This window comes from Actinoplanes sp. M2I2 (genome assembly GCF_023544445.1).
Taxonomy (GTDB): domain Bacteria; phylum Actinomycetota; class Actinomycetes; order Mycobacteriales; family Micromonosporaceae; genus Actinoplanes.
Map to the genome: position 1 here is coordinate 37,837 of NZ_JALPVJ010000011.1, position 16,487 is coordinate 54,323.

At 72.9% G+C, this 16,487-nt stretch carries 16 protein-coding genes; 11 read left to right on the forward strand and 5 right to left on the reverse strand.

The window, feature by feature from the left end:
* Positions 1-89 precede the first annotated feature (89 nt).
* A complete protein-coding gene (locus HJC40_RS23160) occupies positions 90-2,330 on the forward strand; it encodes a bifunctional diguanylate cyclase/phosphodiesterase (RefSeq protein ID WP_250003488.1) in 2,241 nt (746 codons plus the stop codon).
* Positions 2,331-2,357: 27 nt separating this feature from the next.
* Here the strand turns inward: HJC40_RS23160 and HJC40_RS23165 are convergent, their stop codons facing one another.
* Positions 2,358-3,242, reverse strand: a complete 885-nt coding sequence (locus HJC40_RS23165; RefSeq protein ID WP_250003489.1) for an alpha/beta fold hydrolase — start codon at positions 3,240-3,242, stop codon at positions 2,358-2,360.
* Between the two features lie 94 nt (positions 3,243-3,336).
* On the opposite strand from HJC40_RS23165, the gene HJC40_RS23170 reads away from it, so the two are divergent.
* From HJC40_RS23170 to HJC40_RS23180, 3 genes are all read left to right on the forward strand, one after another.
* Entirely contained in the window at positions 3,337-3,816 is a 480-nt protein-coding gene (locus HJC40_RS23170) for a MarR family winged helix-turn-helix transcriptional regulator (protein ID WP_250003490.1), read from the forward strand.
* A gap of 70 nt (positions 3,817-3,886) precedes the next feature.
* Positions 3,887-5,590, forward strand: coding sequence for a sulfatase-like hydrolase/transferase (locus HJC40_RS23175; RefSeq protein ID WP_250003491.1), 1,704 nt, complete (start codon positions 3,887-3,889; stop codon positions 5,588-5,590).
* A 103-nt stretch (positions 5,591-5,693) separates the two neighbouring features.
* Positions 5,694-6,047, forward strand: a complete 354-nt coding sequence (locus tag HJC40_RS23180) for a YciI family protein (RefSeq protein ID WP_250003492.1) — start codon at positions 5,694-5,696, stop codon at positions 6,045-6,047.
* A 21-nt stretch (positions 6,048-6,068) separates the two neighbouring features.
* Here the strand turns inward: HJC40_RS23180 and HJC40_RS23185 are convergent, their stop codons facing one another.
* Complete coding sequence (locus HJC40_RS23185) at positions 6,069-7,274, reverse strand: RNA polymerase sigma factor (protein ID WP_250003493.1); 1,206 nt, start codon at positions 7,272-7,274, stop codon at positions 6,069-6,071.
* Between the two features lie 20 nt (positions 7,275-7,294).
* Here HJC40_RS23185 and HJC40_RS23190 point away from each other — a divergent pair, with 20 nt between their 5' ends.
* The 5 genes from HJC40_RS23190 to HJC40_RS23210 all read left to right on the forward strand — a co-directional run bounded on the left by HJC40_RS23190 (position 7,295) and on the right by HJC40_RS23210 (position 11,252).
* On the forward strand, positions 7,295-7,948 hold the full coding sequence (locus tag HJC40_RS23190) for an ABC transporter permease (RefSeq protein ID WP_250003494.1): 654 nt from the start codon (positions 7,295-7,297) through the stop codon (positions 7,946-7,948).
* A gap of 41 nt (positions 7,949-7,989) precedes the next feature.
* Entirely contained in the window at positions 7,990-9,036 is a 1,047-nt protein-coding gene (locus tag HJC40_RS23195) for a glycine betaine ABC transporter substrate-binding protein (RefSeq protein ID WP_250003495.1), read from the forward strand.
* Positions 9,023-9,829: an ABC transporter ATP-binding protein gene (locus HJC40_RS23200; protein ID WP_250003496.1), complete on the forward strand. Its 807-nt coding sequence runs from the start codon at positions 9,023-9,025 to the stop codon at positions 9,827-9,829. Before HJC40_RS23195 ends, HJC40_RS23200 begins: the two co-directional genes overlap by 14 nt.
* Positions 9,826-10,659 (forward strand): TauD/TfdA family dioxygenase, encoded by an 834-nt coding sequence (locus tag HJC40_RS23205; RefSeq protein WP_250003497.1) that lies wholly within the window; start codon positions 9,826-9,828, stop codon positions 10,657-10,659. Before HJC40_RS23200 ends, HJC40_RS23205 begins: the two co-directional genes overlap by 4 nt.
* Before the next feature lie 71 nt (positions 10,660-10,730).
* On the forward strand, positions 10,731-11,252 hold the full coding sequence (locus HJC40_RS23210; protein ID WP_250003498.1) for a hypothetical protein: 522 nt from the start codon (positions 10,731-10,733) through the stop codon (positions 11,250-11,252).
* 36 nt (positions 11,253-11,288) lie between these two features.
* Here the strand turns inward: HJC40_RS23210 and HJC40_RS23215 are convergent, their stop codons facing one another.
* Positions 11,289-12,518: a sulfite oxidase gene (locus HJC40_RS23215; protein WP_250003499.1), complete on the reverse strand. Its 1,230-nt coding sequence runs from the start codon at positions 12,516-12,518 to the stop codon at positions 11,289-11,291.
* Positions 12,519-12,566: 48 nt separating this feature from the next.
* Between HJC40_RS23215 and HJC40_RS23220 the strand changes: the two genes are divergently transcribed.
* Positions 12,567-13,730, forward strand: coding sequence for an LLM class flavin-dependent oxidoreductase (locus HJC40_RS23220; protein ID WP_250003500.1), 1,164 nt, complete (start codon positions 12,567-12,569; stop codon positions 13,728-13,730).
* Here HJC40_RS23220 and HJC40_RS23225 read toward each other — a convergent pair.
* Complete coding sequence (locus HJC40_RS23225) at positions 13,696-15,696, reverse strand: MMPL family transporter (protein WP_250003501.1); 2,001 nt, start codon at positions 15,694-15,696, stop codon at positions 13,696-13,698. The genes HJC40_RS23220 and HJC40_RS23225 overlap by 35 nt on opposite strands.
* Before the next feature lie 73 nt (positions 15,697-15,769).
* Here HJC40_RS23225 and HJC40_RS23230 point away from each other — a divergent pair, with 73 nt between their 5' ends.
* The gene (locus HJC40_RS23230; RefSeq protein ID WP_250003502.1) at positions 15,770-16,267 is read left to right on the forward strand and encodes a MarR family transcriptional regulator; all 498 of its coding nucleotides are present in this window, start codon (positions 15,770-15,772) and stop codon (positions 16,265-16,267) included.
* A 14-nt stretch (positions 16,268-16,281) separates the two neighbouring features.
* Here HJC40_RS23230 and HJC40_RS23235 read toward each other — a convergent pair whose 3' ends face one another.
* Positions 16,282-16,479: a hypothetical protein gene (locus tag HJC40_RS23235; protein WP_250003503.1), complete on the reverse strand. Its 198-nt coding sequence runs from the start codon at positions 16,477-16,479 to the stop codon at positions 16,282-16,284.
* Between the last annotated feature and the right edge of the window lie 8 nt (positions 16,480-16,487).

A 16,487-nucleotide genomic window follows, 5' to 3' on the forward strand; every position in this document is an offset into this window, starting at 1 on the left:
ACCGGCCGGCTCGTCGAGGAAGTGGTCCGACCTTTTGTGAAGTCGCTCGCTCACGCTCATGTCGGGGCCCGGCCCTCCGATGACCGGACGTGAGAAACGGGCGGCTCTGGATGTGGTGGCTCGCGGCCGGCGTGGTCGCGACCGCGGTTCACTTCGTGCTGCCCGAAGGCGGCCTGGCCGGCAGCGTCGTCTACGACCTCATCGGGCTGGCGACCGCGGTGGGCATCCTGCTCGCGCTGCGCCTGCACCGCCCGGAGCGGCCCGCGATGTGGCGCTGGTTCGCCGCCGGGCAGATCACCTTCGTGATCGGCGACGTGATCTACGGCTACTACGAGCAGGTCCTGGACAAGTCGCCGTATCCGTCGCCGGCCGACGTGTTCTACCTGGCGTCGTATCCGATGCTCGTCATGGGTCTGCTCCTGCTCGTGCGCCGGCGCCGCAGCGGGAGCGGCGACCTGATCGACGCCGCGATCGTGGCCACCGGGATCGGGCTGGTCTTCTGGCTCTTCGTGCTGCAGCCGGTGGCCGCCGACGCCGGGGTCTCCGCGCTCGAGCGCGTCACGACGGTCGCCTACCCGGCCGCCGACACGTTGCTGATCGCGCTTCTCGCGCGCCTGTTCACCAGTGGTGGAGCCCGGTCGCCGAGTGCCCGGCTGCTCGTCGCCGGCGCCGTGCTGATGCTCGCGGCCGACACCGCCTTCGCCGTGCTCCCGCTCTACACCTCGGCCTCGTTGCACCTGGCCGACCCGATCTTCCTGCTCTCGTACGTGCTGTGGTCGGCCGCCGCGCTGCACCCGTCGATGGCCGGCGAGCGCGGTGGCGGCGCTCGCGGCGCCGCCACCGTGGGCCCGTCGCGGCTCCTGCTTTTCGGCGCCTGTTCGCTGCTCGCGCCCGCTCTGCTGTTCGTGCCCGGGATCGGCGGCAGCCCGATCGGCCGGTTCTCCGTCGCCGTCGGGGCGGGCGCGCTCATCCTGCTGGTCATCGCCCGGATGTCGGGCTTCGTCTTCGAGGTGCGGCGGCAGTCGGCCGAGCTGACCCGGGCCGCCATGCAGGACGAGCTCACCGGCCTGGCCAGCCGCCGGTGCCTGGAGGACACGCTGCGCGACGCCCTGGCCGGCGGCGGCCGCCCGCAGATCGCGCTGCTCGGGCTGAACGGCTTCAAGAACGTCAACGACGAGCTCGGGCGCCCGGTCGGCGACCGCCTGCTGACCTCGCTCGCCACGCGGCTGCGCGCCGTGGCGCCGGACGACGCCCTGATCGCCCGCATCGGCGGCGACGAGTTCGCGGTGCTGCTCGTCTCGTCGAGCGCCGAGGAGGCCCGCACGGTGGCCTCGACGCTGGCCCACACGCTGAGCGCCCCGGTCGCGGTCGGCGGCCACGAGCTGTACGTCGGGGTCGCGATCGGCCTGGCCGGGGGCGCCGGCGTCACGCCGGTGGAGCTGTTGCGCCAGGCCGAGTCGGCGATGTACGCGGCCAAGCAGACCGGCGAGCCGGTCCGCCGCTGGTCGCCCACGCTGGACGAGCGGGCCGGCGAGTTCGTCCGCCTCGGCGCCGAGATCCGCGCGGCCCTCGACAGCGGCCAGTTCCGCGTCGTCTACCAGCCCATCGTCGACCTGCCGTCGGGCCGGGTGGCCGCCGTCGAGGCCCTCGTCCGCTGGGAGCACCCGACCCGGGGCCTGGTCAGCCCGGCCGCGTTCATCCCGGTCGCCGAGCGCAACGGCCTGATCGTCGAGCTGGGCGAATGGATCCTGCGCACCGCCTGTCACCGGCTGGCCGCCTGGCGCGCGTCCCTCGGCGCCGGCGCGCCCGACCGGGTGAGCGTCAACGTCTCGGCCCGCCAGCTCGCCCGTCCGCACTTCGCCGCCACGGTCGCGGCGGCACTGGCCGACAGCGGCCTGCCCGCCTCGTGCCTGGCCGTCGAGGTGACCGAGACCGCCGTCTTCGAGGGTGGTCAGGCCGTGGTCGCGCTGCACGAGCTGCGGGCGCTCGGCGTACGCATCGCCCTCGACGACTTCGGTACGGGGCACTCGTCGCTCGGCCTCCTGCAGACCGTCCCGGTCGACATCCTGAAGGTCGACAAGTCCTTCGTCGACGACGTCACGGAGGCCGGCCGGCACACGGTCATCGCCGAGGCGCTCTATCAGGTCAGCTCGGGCCTGGGACTGGTCGCGGTGGCCGAGGGCGTCGAGACGGCGGCCCAGGCCGAGGCCCTGCACCGCATCGGCTACCGCTATCTGCAGGGCTTCCACTTCGGCCGGCCGGTCGCCGACCCGGATTTCGCCCTGACCACCGTGATCGCCACGGCCGAGCCGCAGGAGGCGCGGGCCTGACGCGCCGCCCTCGGGGAGCTGGGCCGGTCAGTCGACGGCGTCGACGAACTTCAGGAAAGCCGCGGCGAGGGCGTCGGGCGCTTCCTGGGCCACGAGATGCCCGGCGCCCTCGATGTGGACGCCGGTGACCTCGCCCGCGGTGACCTGCCGGAAGGTCTGCTCGGTGAAGGGGGCGTTGACGCCGTCGACGGCGAGGACCGGGACGGTCAGGGGGTTCGCCTCGGCCAAGGCCTTGGTCGCGCCGTTGTCGGTGAAGAGGGACTGATACAGCCCCGACGTCCCGGCCCACCCGTCCGGGCCGGCGTAGGTGCGGAGGAACTCGTCGACGTCGGCCTCGGTCAGGGCGTCCTTCGTCGCGGACATCAGGGGATAGGCCCAGTCGGCGAGCAGCCGCCGTTCGTTGCCCGGCAGCAGCAGCTGCGGGATGCCGGGCGCGCCGAGGAAGCCGACGTGCCAGGAGCCGCCGTGGTTGACGTCGGCGAGCATCTCGAGCCCGTACCCGGCCAGGGTCGTCTCGACGCCGGTGAGGCTGAGGACGTCGCCGGCATGGGTGGCGGCGAGGCGGTGGACGACCCCGCCGCTGATGTCCTGGCCGAGCAGGTGCACCGGCCCGGCGCCGAGGTGGGCGATCAGGTGGTGCAGGTCCTCGGCCGAGGTGGCCACCGAGTAGTCGCCGCCGGCGTGGCTGGAGTCGCCGAAACCGCGCAGGTCGACGGCGAAGACGCGGTGGCCGCCGGCCAGCAGCGGGATCAGCTTGCGGAAGGCCCACCAGGTCTCCGGCCACCCGTGGACGAGCAGGATCGGCGAACCGGTCGAGCCGGCCGCGACGTAGTGCAGCCGGGCGCCGTTGACCTCGGCCAGGTGATGGGTGACGCCGGCGATCGTGGCGCCGGCGGGGGTGACGACGGACATCTGCAGCTCCTCGGAGGGCTTTCAGAAAGACAAGTTACCTGTCTAATAATAGACAGTAAGCTTGTCTAAGTCAAGCGTCAGATACCCTGCTCCCATGTCTCGATCGGGCGCCGACCTCGCCCTGCTCCTCCTCGGCGGCTTCCGGACCTTCGCCGATCGGGCGACGGCGGAGCTCGCCGCGCGGGGATACGAGGATGTGCGGCCCGTCCACGACTTCGCCCTGCAGGCGATCCTCTCGGGCGCCGACAACGCCTCCGAGCTCGGCCGGCGCATGTCGGTCACCAAGCAGTCGGCGGCCCAGACGATCGCGGTCCTGGAGGAACGCGGTTATGTCCGGCGCGAGCCCGACCCGACCGACCGGCGCCGCATGCGCCTGCAGGTCACCGAGCGGGGGCTCGAGATGCAGCGGACGGGGGCGGCCATCTTCCAGACCCTGCGCGAGCAGTGGGAGAGCCAGGTCGGGGCCGGCGCCGTCCGGGACGTCGAGCGCGCGCTCCGGCAGCTCGTCGGCACCGGCCCGGTGCAGCTGGACACGCCCGGGTGGCTGATCCAGGACCTCGGCGGAGACAGCTGACCCCGGCCGGGGGCAAGTGACTTTCGCGGGGCACTGAACCGACCGGGCCCGCTCATCCGTTTCCCCTGGCGTGCCCGAGATCCAGGACGGCCGGCCGGCCGTCGAGAGCCGCCGTGCCCGTTTCCTCGCCCGATCCGGCGCCCTCACCCGTCGGCCGGGGGTCCAGCTCACGCTGACGATCCTGGCCGGCGTGCTGCTCTTCGCGGCTCTGATCTTCCCGAACATCCTGTCCCGCCTGACCCCGCTGGGCTTCCTGCGCATCCCCGTCGAGGGAGCGGTGATCCTCGGCCTGCTGGCGGTGCTGCCGCCGCGGGCCCGGCGGGTCTTCGGGGTCGTGGCCGGCGGTGTCGTCGGTCTGCTGGTCCTCGAGAAATGCCTGGACATGGGCTTCTTCGAGGAGCTGAACCGCCCGTTCGACCCGGTGCTCGACTGGGTGCTGTTCGACGACGCGTTCAGCTTCGCCACCGACTCGTACGGCCGGTTCGCGGCCGTCGCCGCGGTGGTCGCGATCCTCGTCCTGGTCGTCGCCGTCCTCGCGGTGACCTGCTGGTCCGTCCTGCGGGTGGGGGCGCTGGCCGGCCGTCACCGCAAGAGGTCGGCCATCGCGGCCGGCGGGGCCGGCGTGGCCTGGGCGCTGTCGTTCACGCTCGGCCTGTCGGTCTGGGGTGCGGTGCCGGTCGCCGCGCGCAGCACCGCCACGTACGCCTGGGACCGGGCCCACCAGGCCCGCGCCGGGCTGCGCGACGAGGCCAAGTTCGCCGAGGAGGTGCGGCAGGACCCGTTCAAGGCCGTGCCGCCGCCGCAGATGCTCACGGCCCTCGAGGGCAAGGACGTGATCTTCACGTTCGTCGAGAGCTACGGCCGCAGCGCCGTCGAAGGCATCGCCCTGGCGCCGACCGTCACGCCGGTGCTCGACCGGGGCACGGCCGAGCTGGCCCGGGCCGGCTTCGCCGCGCGCAGCGGCTGGCTCACCTCGCCCACGTTCGGCGGTGGCAGCTGGCTGGCCCACGCGACGTTCGAGTCCGGTCTGTGGATCAACAACGAGCAGCGCTACCGCAACCTGGTCGCGACCGACCGCCTCACCCTGACCAGGGCGTTCAAAAATGCGAGCTACCGCACCGTGAGCGTCATGCCCGGGGTGACCCGCGCGTGGCCCGAAGGCAACTTCTACGGGTACGACACCGTGTGGGACTCGCGCAACCTGGGCTACCAGGGCCCGAAGTTCAGCTGGTCGCCCATGCCCGACCAGTACACGCTCAAGCAGCTCAACACGATCGAGTACAAGAAGGCCGACCGGGGCCCGCTGATGATCGAGATGCCGCTGGTGTCGAGCCACACCCCGTGGGCGCCGATCCCCGACTATCTGCCCGACTGGAACCAGGTCGGTGACGGCTCGGTCTATCACCGGATGGTCGACGAGGGCAAGAAGCCCAGCGCGCTGTGGGCCGAACCGCGCGAGGTGCGCGCCGAGTACGGCAAGTCGATCGTCTACTCCCTGACGTCGCTGATCAACTGGGTCGAGCTCTACGGCGACGACAACCTGGTGCTGGTCTTCCTCGGCGACCATCAGCCGTCCCCGATCGCTGCCGGCGCCGGAGCCAGCCACGATGTGCCGATCACCGTGCTGGCCAAGGATCCGAAGGTGCTCGAGAAGATTGTGAGCTGGGGCTGGACCGACGGTCTGCGCCCGCGGCCGGACGCCCCGGTCTGGCCGATGAGCGACTTCCGCGACAAGTTCTTCACGGCGTTCGGCCGGCAGACCCCGGCGCCATGACCCGGGCGGCAAAATAGCAGCGCGTGGTGTCGATTCCGCGGCCGTCCCGATCGTCACCAGAGGGAAACGCCGGATACGGCACCACCGCAGAGGAGACATCGCCATGCGTTACGTCATGATTCTCACCGGGGACGAGACGTCCTGGTCCGACCCCGAGACCGCCGACGCGCTGATGGAGCAGGTCACGTCCTGGTGGGCCACCTGGTCGGAGGCCGGCAAGCTGGCCGAGGGCGGCGCCGAGCTGCAGCCCTCGTCCACCGCGAAGACCGTGGGCCGGGGCCCCGACGGCGCGCCGACCGTGACCGACGGCCCGTTCCTCGAGCTCAAGGAGGTCGTGGGCGGCTTCATCCACCTGGTCGCCGACGACATGGACGACGCCGTCGCGGTCGCCGCCACGTGGCCCGGCATCGTGGCCCTGGGCGACCGCGTGGAGGTGCGCCCGATCATGGAGTTGTGACCGCCCCCGGGCTCGGCCGCGTCAGGGTGAGCTCACGGCGGCCAGGCGGCGGGTCAGCAGGTCGCGTTCGGCCGGGTTGGTGGCCAGCGCGAGGGCCCGCCGCAGGGCGGCCGCCGCCTCGCCGGGGCGGCCCAGCCGCAGCAGCAGGTCGGCGCGGGTCGCGTGCCACAGGCGATAGCCGGACAGTCGCTCGGCCAGAGCCTCGACCTCGCCGAGCGCGACCGCCGGCCCGTCCACGAAGCCGGTCGCCACGGCCCGGCTCAGCGTGACCACCGGCGAGGGCGCCACCGCCTGCAACCGGTCGTAGAGCGTGCGCACGGCGACCCAGTTCGTCGCCGGCCAGGACGGCGCCAGCGCGTGCTGCGCCGCGATGGCCGCCTGCAGCTGGTACGGTCCGGGCCGGTCGAGCGCCGCCGCCCGGCCGAGCCGCCGCACGGCGTACCGGATCATCGGAAGCTCCCAGCGGGAGCGGTCCTGCTCCTCGAGCAGCACGAGCCGCCCCTGATCGTCGAAGCGGGCGGCGGCCCGCGCCTCGTGCAGCTCGAGCAGCGCGGCGAGCCCGGCCGCCTCGGGCTCACGCGGCATCAGATCGGCGAGCTGGCGGGCCAGGTCCAGCCCCTCGCGAGCCAGGTCCCGTCGCTCGGCGACGTCGCCCGACGCGGCCAGATAGCCCTCGTTGTAGATCAGGTACACGACGGTCAGCACCGCCGTCAGCCGGGAGCCGAGCTCCTCCGCCGGCGGCACCTCGACCCGTACGCCCCGGTCCCGGAGGTTTCGCTTGGCCCGGACCAGGCGCTGGGCCACGGTGGCCCGCGGCAGCAGGAAGGCCGCGGCGATCGCGTCGGCCGGCAGGCCGGCCACCGCGTGCAGGGTCAGGGCCATCCGGGCCGGTTCGGGCAGGGCGGGGTGACAGCAGGCGAAGACCAGGGCGAGCCGGTCGTCGCCGGTGGGGGCGGCCGGCGGCGTACGGGCCAGGGCCGCGACCTTCTCGCGGCCGGTGGCCTCCCGCCGGATCGCGTCCAGCGCCTTGTGCCACGCCGTGGTGACCAGCCAGCCGGGCGGGTTGCCGGGCACGCCCTCGGACGGCCACCGCCGCAACGCCTCGGCCACGGCCTCCTGCAGCGCCTCCTCGGCCCGGTCGAGGTCGCCCAGCCGGCGGGCCAGCACACCGAGCATCCCGGCGGCCCCCGTCCGCCACGTCTGCTCGACCGCCGCTTCTACGTCCATCCGGCCCAGTCTGCCCGGCCGTGGTCCAGCTGCCGGCCGTCCACGACGGAGTGCGCGGCTACAGCGGGCACCTGCTCGTCGAGCATCTCGGGGTGAGCCTGCGCCGCATCCTGATCGGCTCGGCGATCGGCGTGGCCGGCGGTCTCGTGCTGGGCGTGCTGATGGGCGTCGTCCCGTGGTTGCGCGTGGTCACCGAGCCCGTGGTCACCTTCGTGCGGGCGCTGCCGCCGCTGGCCTACTTCAGCCTGTTCATCATCTGGTTCGGCATCGACGAGACGCCCAAGCTGTGGCTGCTCTCCATCGCCGCCCTGCCGCCGGTCGCGGTGGCCACCGCCGCCGCCGTGCAGGGCGCGCCGACCGGGCTGGTCGAGGCGGCCCGGGCACTGGGAGCCGGCCGCTGGGCGGTGGTCCGGGACGTGACGCTGCCGCACGCGCTGCCCGAGATCTTCACCGGCATCCGGCTGGCCGTCGGCATCGCGTACAGCTCGGTCGTCGCGGCCGAGACCATCAACGGCGTGCCCGGCATCGGCGGCATGGTCCGCGACGCCCAGCGCTACTCGCAGACCGACGTCGTCGTGCTCGGCCTGTTCGCGATCGGGCTCTCCGGCCTGCTCATCGACGGCCTGCTGCGGGCGGCCGAGAACCGCCTGATCCCGTGGCGTGGCCGCATCTGACTTTCGACCATGACGACCACTAGAGAAGAGAGCCCTTCACCGTGGCCAAGCTTCGAGCCGGGCTGGCCGGCCTCGCTGTCCTCGTCCTGGCCGCCGGCGCCACTGCCGCCTGCGGGAACGGCGCCGCCAGTGGGGGCGGCGCGGATGCCGCGAAGAAGACCATCCGCATCGCGTACCAGGCGTTCCCGAGCGGCGACCTGATCGTCAAGAACCAGGGGCTGCTGGAGAAGGCGTTGCCCGGCTACCAGATCACCTGGACCAAGTTCGACTCCGGCGCGAGCATCAACACGGCGTTCGTGGCCAGGAGCGTCGACATCGCGGCCATCGGGTCGAGCCCGGTCGCGCGCGGCTTGTCGGCGCCGCTGAACATCCCGTACAAGGTGGCCTTCGTCCTCGACGTGGCCGGCGACAACGAGGCGCTGGTCGCCCGCAACGGCAGCGGCGTCACCGACGTGGCCTCGCTGCGCGGCAAGAAGGTGGCCACCCCGTTCGCCTCGACCGCGCACTACAGCCTGCTGGCCGCGCTCGACCAGGCCGGCGTCAAGGAGAACGAGGTCAGCATCGTCGACCTGGAGCCGCAGGACATCCAGGCCGCCTGGACCCGCGGCGACCTCGACGCGGCGTACACGTGGCTGCCCTCGCTGGCCGAGATCAAGAAGACCGGCAAGGTGCTCGTCTCGAGCCGGCAGCTGGCCACGGCGGGCAAGCCGACGCTCGACCTCGGCGTCGTCTCCAGCTCGTTCATCGACGCGCACCCCGAGGCGGTCGACGCGTGGCGCAAGGTGGAGGCCCAGGCGCTCGACCTCATCGCCACCGACCCGGCGGCGGCCGGCAAGGCGGTCGGCGCGGAGCTCAACCTGAGCCCCGAGCAGGCGCAGGACCAGCTCTCGCAGGGCGTGTTCCTCAAGCCGGCCGACCTGGCGAGCGACGAGTGGCTGGGCTCCGAGGGCAAGGTCGGCAAGCTGGCCGACAACCTGGTGAGCGCGGCCGAGTTCCTCAAGGGCCAGCAGAAGATCGACGCGGTGCCGGCCCTGGCCGACGTGCAGAACGCCGTGTACGTGAAGGGCCTGCCCAGTGTCCTCGGATGACAGGGTCTCGGGTGACCGGGCTTCGGAGGACACCGCGGCGATCCGGCTGGCCGACGTCGAGCACCGCTACGGCGACGTCACCGCGGTCGGGCCCCTCGACCTGACCGTGCCCGAGGGCGAGTTCCTCGTGCTCGTCGGCGCCTCCGGGTGCGGCAAGAGCACGCTCCTGCGGCTGATCGCCGGGTTCGAGGAGCCGACCTTCGGGACCGTACGGGCGGCCGGCGGGCCACCCGTGCCGGGCCGCGGCGCCGGGCTGGTGTTCCAGCAGCCGCGCCTTTTCCCCTGGCGCAGCGTCGGCGGCAACGTCGCGCTCGCGCTCAAGTACGCCGGGCTGCCCGCGACCCCGGACCGCGTCGAGGAGCTGCTCGGCCGCGTCGGTCTGCACGACGTCGCCCGCAGGCGGACCTGGCAGATCAGCGGCGGCCAGCAGCAGCGGGTGGCGATCGCGCGGGCCCTGGCCGTGGAGAACCCGCTGCTGCTGCTCGACGAGCCGTTCGCCGCGCTCGACGCGCTCACCCGGGAACGCCTGCAGGAGGACCTGCGCCGGGTCAGCGCCTCGTCCGGCCGCACCTGCGTCTTCGTGACCCACAGCGTCGACGAGGCGGTCTTCCTCGGCAGCCGGGTCGTGGTGCTCACGCCCCGCCCCGGCCGGATCGCCCTCGACCTGCCCATCGACCTGCCGCGCACCGGGCTCGCCCCGGACGAGCTGCGCGGGCTGCCGCAGTTCGCCGCCCTGCGCGCCGAGATCGGCGCCGCCGTCCGTGACCGTTCCCCGTCGGAGGTATCCGCATGATTTTCGACCAGTTGTCGCCGCACTTCGGGGCGATCGTCCACGGGATCGACCTGTCCAAGGTGTCCGACGCCGACATCGCCGACATCCGGGCCGCCCTGGTCGACCGCAAGGTGTTGTTCTTCCGCGACCAGACCCTCGACGACGACGGGCAGGTCGCGCTGGGCCGTCGCATCGGCGAGCTCACCGCCTCGCACCCGGTGATCGGCGGCGTCGACGCCGAGCACCCCGAGGTGTACGCCCTGGACAGCACCGACAACGGCTTCGCCGACGTGTGGCACACCGACGTGACGTTCATGCGGCGGCCCCCGCTGGGCTCGATCCTGCGGGCCGTGACGCTCCCGCCGACCGGCGGCGACACCAACTGGGCCGACGCGCAGCTGGCCTACGACTCGCTGTCCGCGCCGGTCCGGGCCCTGGCCGACCGGCTGACCGCCGTGCACGACGGCAACCGCGAGTTCGGCTACTACCTGGCCCAGCGTCGCGGGGGCCGCGGCAACGAGTGGGACGGCGAGGTCGTCACCCAGCTGGAGCCGATCGAGCACCCGGTGGTCCGTGTGCACCCCGAGACCGGGCGGCGGGGCATCTTCGTCAATCCCGGCTTCACCTCGCACATCGTCGGCGTGTCGGAGTTCGAGAGCCGGGCGATCCTCGACCTGCTCTACGCCCACCTGACCAAGCCCGAGCACATCGTCCGCCACCGCTGGCGCCCCGGCGACGTGGCCATGTGGGACAACCGCAGCACGGCGCACTACGCCAACCGGGACTACGGCGACGCGCGCCGGGTCATGCACCGCATCACCTTGCGCGGCGACGTCCCGGCCGGCGTCTGACACCGGCCCGGCGGCACCCGTCCGGGTGCCGCCGGGGCCCGATCATGGGGGTGCGCCACTATGGTCACGGCATGATGGTGCACCGTCAGATCGTCGTCCGGATCGACACCGACGTGGACGCGGCGGCTCGCGCCCGCCAGGTGACCGAGGGCCTGCTCGAGCTGCGCGTCATCGTCGACCGCCCCGGGCCGGAGCTGCCGTACGGGCCCGGACCGGCAGCGGCCGACCACCTCGAGCCGGGCGAGCAGTGGGTCGACCACGAGGACAACGGCGTGGACATCGTCGCCGAGCGCTCGGCGTACCACGCCTTCACCAACTGGGCCCGGCCGAACTGCGACCGGTGCGGGAGCCAGCCCGATCGCGAGACGATGCAGAGCGCCTTCGAGGCGTGGCTGGGCGGGCCGGAGCCCACAGTGGCCTGCCGGGAGTGCGACTGGACCGCCCGGGCCGGGGACTGGCCGGCGCCGTGGCCGTTCGCGGTCGGAGCGCCCGCGGTGCTCTTCCAGAACTGGCCGGCGCTGGACCCGCAGCTCCTCAACGATGTACGGGCGGCGATCGGTGGACGGACGCGGATCATCCGCGTCGTCATCTGATCCCGCCCGCACCTCCACGCTTCCGGTCTCTGACGGCTAAGCGGCGGTCACCGGCACCTTGACGACGGCGTCGAACAGGTAGCCCAGGGTGTTGAACCGGGCGACGTCGGGCTGGGTGTTGCCCCGTACGTCGGTGGCCCGGGCCTGCAGGACGTGGGCGCCCGCGGCCGGGCGCCAGTCGAGCTCCCAGCGCTGCCAGGCGTGGTCGATCGACGGGCCCACCGGCCGCGCGCGGCGCCAGGAGACGCCGTTGTCCGTGCTCACGTCGACGTGCTTGATGCGGCCCGCGGCCGACCAGGAGCGGCCGGTGAGGCGTACCCGGGACCCGGCCGGGACGACGGCGCCGGGGTCGAGCTCGAAGGCGCTCTTGACGGACTGGCGGTCGAACGGCTGCCCGTCGGCCGGGAAGTCCGGGCCGAAGAACCGGTAGAACTGAGTGTTCCAGGGCGAGAACAGCGGCTCGTCGGAGACCTCGATGCGGCCGACCCACTTGATCGACGCGATGCCGATCCAGGACGGCACGATCAGGCGTACGGGACCTCCGTGATCAGCCGGCAGCGGAGACCCGTTCATCTTGTAGGCCAGCAGGACGTCGTCCAGAGCCTTGCGGACGGGCAGCGGCCGCCGCACGGGGCCCAGGTCGACGCCGCCGGTGACGAAGTTCGGGTCGAGACCGGACGCCTGCACGTCGACGGCGCCGGAGCTGAGCCCGGCCCGGCGCAGGACGGTCGACAGCCGTACGCCCCGCCAGCGGGCGACGCCGACGGCGCCGAGCCCCCACGCCGTACCGGAAACGGTTTGTCCCTGCTGGGTGGTGAAGTAGCTGCGGCCGTTGCCGGCGCATTCGACGGCCACCGACCGGGCGACCGCCCGCAGCCGCTGGAGGTCGCGCAGCGAGAACGACACGGGGCCGCCGCGCAGACCGGCGCCGAAGACCTCGAGCCGCCAGGCGGCGCTGTCGATGATCGGGGTGCTGGTGTGGTTGCGCACGAAGAAGCGGTCGATCGGCACGTGGTAACCGGCACCGGCCAGCGCCGACCAGCGGGTCTCGGCGTTGGTGCCGAACACCTTGAACAGCTCGGGGGGCAGCGGTTTGACGATCGGGCCGTCGGCCGCCAGGGCGGGCGTGGCGCCGGTCAGGGTCCCGGCCACCCCGGCGGCGCCGGCCGCCGCGGTGAGTCTCAGCAGGTCACGGCGGGAGAAACCGCGCGCCTGGCCGGCCTGCCACTGGCGCGTCCGCAGCTTGTCGTAAGCAACCTCATCCATGCCCCGGGACTCTATCCAATTGATAGGAGAAGTAGGTAGGGTGCGGCCATGGACTTTCACTGGTTCCTCCCCACCAACGGCGACAGCCGCGACATCGTGGGAGGCGGCCACGGCACCCCGGTCGGCTCGGCCGGTGGCGTCCGGCCGCTGACCATCGGATATCTCGGCCAGATCGCCCGCAGCGCCGAGCAGCTCGGCTTCGTCGGCGCGCTCACCCCGACCGGCGCGTGGTGCGAGGACGCGTGGCTCAGCACCGCGATGCTGACCGAGGTGACCGAGCGGCTCAAGTTCCTGGTCGCGTTCCGGCCCGGCGTCATCTCGCCCACGCTGGCCGCGCAGATGGCGTCGACGTTCCAGCGGCTCTCCGGTGGCCGGTTGCTGCTCAACGTGGTCACCGGCGGCGAGTCGCACGAGCAGCGGCAGTACGGCGACTTCCTCGACAAGGACGCCCGGTACGCGCGGACGGCCGAGTTCCTGACCATCGTCCGCTCGCTGTTCCGCGGTGAGACGGTCACCTTCGACGGCGCCCACCTGCGGGTCGAGGAGGCGCGGCTGGCCAAGCTGCCCGACCCGGCGCCGGCCATCTATTTCGGCGGCTCGTCGAAGGCGGCCGGGCCGGTCGCCGCCGAGCACGCCGACGTCTATCTGACCTGGGGTGAGCCCCCGGCGCAGGTGGCCCGGAAGCTCGACTGGATCCGCTCGCTGCGGCCGGACATGCGGTTCGGCATCCGGCTGCACGTCATCGCCCGCGACACGGCCGACGGGGCCTGGGCCGAGGCCGATCGTCTGCTGCGCGGGGTCAGCGAGGCGGACATCGCCGCCGTGCAGGCGGGCCTGAACCGCAGCGAGTCCGAGGGCCAGCGGCGGATGCTCGACCTGCACGGCGGCAACCGCGACGGGCTGGTCGTCTCGCCCAACCTGTGGGCCGGCGTGGGCCTGGTCCGCGGCGGTGCCGGCACCGCGCTCGTGGGCAGCCACCAGGAGGTGGCCGACCGCATCCAGGAGTACGCGGCGCTGGGCATCGACGAGTTCATCCTCAGCGGTTATCCGCATCTCGAGGAGGCGTACTGGTTCGGCGAGGGTGTGCTTCCCGAGCTGGCCCGCCGCGGGGTCTGGCAGCACCCCGACGGGGCCGGCACGGCGGCCACGTCGGCGATCCCGTTCGCCGGTGTCCCGATCAGGTCCGAGCCGGTTCCGGTCTCTCCGAGCTGACCACCCCCGGCCGCCCCGGCCACCAGAAGCGGTCCCCGCACATCGTGGCCAGAGCGGGGACCAGGACCGTCCGGACGAGCAGCGTGTCCAGCAGCACGCCGATGCCGACGATGACGCCGATCTGCGTCAGCGTGATGACCGGCAGCACCCCGAGCACCGCGAACACGGCCGCCAGCAGGATGCCCGCGCTGGTGATGACGCCGCCGGTGACGGCCAGGGCGTGCACCATGCCGTCGCGGGTGCCACGCCGCGGCGTCTCCTCCCGGGCCCGGGTCACCAGGAAGATGTTGTAGTCCACCCCGAGGGCCACCAGGAACAGGAACGACAGCAGCGGTACGCCGGTGTCGAGCGCCGGATAGCCGAGCACCTCACGGAACAGCCACGAGCCGGCGCCCAGCGCGGCGCCGAAACTGGCGATCACCGTGACCAGCAGCAGGACGGGCGCGACCAGGGCCCGCAGCAGCCCGACGAGCACGAGCAGGACGACGATCAGCACGGCCGGGACGATGACGGTCAGGTCCCGCCGGGCCGCGTCCCGGTCGTCCAGGCTCGCGGCCACGCTGCCGCCGACGAGCGCCTGTTCGCCGCCCACGTTCGCACGCAGGGCCCGCACGGTGTCGTACGCCTCGGGGGTGTCGGGCGCGGCCGTGAGCACCGCGCTGATGCTCGCCAGCTCGTCCGTACGCTCGCCGATCCGGGCCGAGGCGACGCCGGGCGTCTTGCCGACCAGCGCGAGGACCTCCTCGGCCCGGGCCGGCGTGGTCATGATCGTGGCCGGATCGGTGGCGCCGGCCGGGAAGTAGCGGCTGACCGTCTCCAGCCCGTCGACCGCCTCGGCCTCGACCCGGAACTGCTCGGCCTGCGACAGGCCGAGCTTGGTGCCGACCAGGCCGCTGCCGAGCGCGGCCAGCACGACCACGGCGCCGGCGGCCACGATCGCCGGACGGCGCGAGACGCCGCGGCCGATGCGGGCCCACAGTCCCTTCTCGGCCCCCACGCCGGCCTCGCCCACCCGCGGGATGAACGGCCAGAACAGCTTGCGGCCGCCGACGAGCAGCGCGGGCGGCAGCACGACCAGGGCGAACACGGCGGCGATGGCGATCCCGGCCGCGCCCGCGACCCCCAGCGCGAGGTTCCTGCCCAGGCTGGCCAGCAGCAGCGTCAGGAGGCTGAGCACGACCGTGCCCGAGCTGGCCAGAACGGCCGGCCCGGCGCCCTTGAGCGCGCGCCGCATGGCTTCGAACCGGTCCTCGTACGTGTGCAGCTCCTCCCGGTAGCGCGAGATGATCAGCAACGCGTAGTTGGTGCCGGCGCCGAAGACGAGCACGGTGATGATGCCGTTCGTGGAGGCGTCGATGGCCAGGTCGGTGTGCCGGGACAGGATCGCCACGACGGAGCCGCTCAGCCGATCGGCCAGGCCGACGACGGCCAGCGGGACCAGCCACAGGATCGGGCTGCGATAGGTGACCAGCAGCAGCAGGGCCACCACGACGACGGTGACGAGCAGCAGGCGGGTGTTGGCGCCGGAGAAGCTGTCGGCCAGGTCGGCGGTGAACCCGGCGCCCCCGGTGACCTGCGCGGTGATGCCCGGCGGGGTCTCGGCCCGCACCTGGGTGCGCAGCTGACCGACCGCGTCGACGATCTGCTCGGCCGAGTACCCGGCCGGGTAGGGCCGGGAGACGATCGCCGCGTCCTTGCCGGGAGCGACGATCGGCGTTCCGAAGGTCTCGATCGCCTGGAGCTCGGCCGGCGTGAGCGGGGTGCCGTCGTCCTTGGCGAAGACGATCAGGGCCGGGTTGACCTGACCGGAGGGCAGCCGGCGCTCGAGCTCGGCCACCCGGGTCGACTCGGCCGCGCCGGGCAGCGAGGCGGTGGGGTCGTTCGTCGTCTCGAGCGGGCCGGCGAAGGCGAGCACGCCACCCCCGAGCAGCACCGCGATCACGAGTGTCAGCCAGGCGCGTCGCATAACCCCTCCACGATCAAGTATCTCGACTATCGAGATTCTTACTCGTCGGGACGACATCTGCAACACTGAGCCTGTGGAAGAAGTACGCCGTGACGTCGTGGACCTGCTGCGGCTCTACAGCATCGAGGCGCAGCGGGTCGCCCACGAGTTCGCCGGCCGGCACGGTCTGCACTTCACCGACCTGCAGGCGCTGATCGCCGTGATGCACGCCGAGCGGCGCGGCACGCCGCTCACGCCGGGGCGGCTGGGGGAGGCGATCGGGCTCTCGTCGGGAGCGACCACGGCGGTCATCGACCGCCTGGAGCGGGCCGGTCACCTCATGCGTACGCGGGAGAGCACCGACCGGCGGGTGGTGCACCTGCGGTACGGGGAGCCGGGGATGGAGCTCGCGGTGGCGTTCTTCCGGCCGCTCGGGGTGCGCAGCCAGGCGGTGATGGACGGGTTCAGCCCGGACGAGCTGGTGACCGTGCGGCGCTTCCTCGACGGGATGCTCGAGGCGATCACGGAACGCCACCAGGAACTGCGGACCGAGGCCCCCGGCCGCACCGCGGCCGGGAACCCACAGGAGTAGTCCGCCGGGGTTGCTCAGACGGTGACGTCGACCAGCGCGTCGCGGCGGCTGTTGAGAATCCGGCGGCTGTCGTGGACGGCGGCCCGGTCGACCGCGAGCACCTGCTGATCGGCGCCGGCGATGAAGTCGGCGCGCAAACGCTGCACGTCGGCGTACAGGTGGACAAGGCTGGTGTGGGCGGCCCAGCGGGTCTCGGTGATGGTCAGGCTCATGGCTGTCG

Bases quoted from the DNA above. Each gene is read 5' to 3' on its own strand.
- HJC40_RS23165 (WP_250003489.1), bottom strand. From the start codon at position 3,242: ATGTCCGTCGTCACCCCCGCCGGCGCCACGATCGCCGGCGTCACCCAT.
- HJC40_RS23170 (WP_250003490.1), top strand. From the start codon at position 3,337: ATGTCTCGATCGGGCGCCGACCTCGCCCTGCTCCTCCTCGGCGGCTTC.
- HJC40_RS23180 (WP_250003492.1), top strand. From the start codon at position 5,694: ATGCGTTACGTCATGATTCTCACCGGGGACGAGACGTCCTGGTCCGAC.
- HJC40_RS23185 (WP_250003493.1), bottom strand. From the start codon at position 7,274: ATGGACGTAGAAGCGGCGGTCGAGCAGACGTGGCGGACGGGGGCCGCC.
- HJC40_RS23205 (WP_250003497.1), top strand. From the start codon at position 9,826: ATGATTTTCGACCAGTTGTCGCCGCACTTCGGGGCGATCGTCCACGGG.
- HJC40_RS23210 (WP_250003498.1), top strand. From the start codon at position 10,731: ATGATGGTGCACCGTCAGATCGTCGTCCGGATCGACACCGACGTGGAC.
- HJC40_RS23215 (WP_250003499.1), bottom strand. From the start codon at position 12,518: ATGGATGAGGTTGCTTACGACAAGCTGCGGACGCGCCAGTGGCAGGCC.
- HJC40_RS23220 (WP_250003500.1), top strand. From the start codon at position 12,567: ATGGACTTTCACTGGTTCCTCCCCACCAACGGCGACAGCCGCGACATC.
- HJC40_RS23225 (WP_250003501.1), bottom strand. From the start codon at position 15,696: ATGCGACGCGCCTGGCTGACACTCGTGATCGCGGTGCTGCTCGGGGGT.
- HJC40_RS23235 (WP_250003503.1), bottom strand. From the start codon at position 16,479: ATGAGCCTGACCATCACCGAGACCCGCTGGGCCGCCCACACCAGCCTT.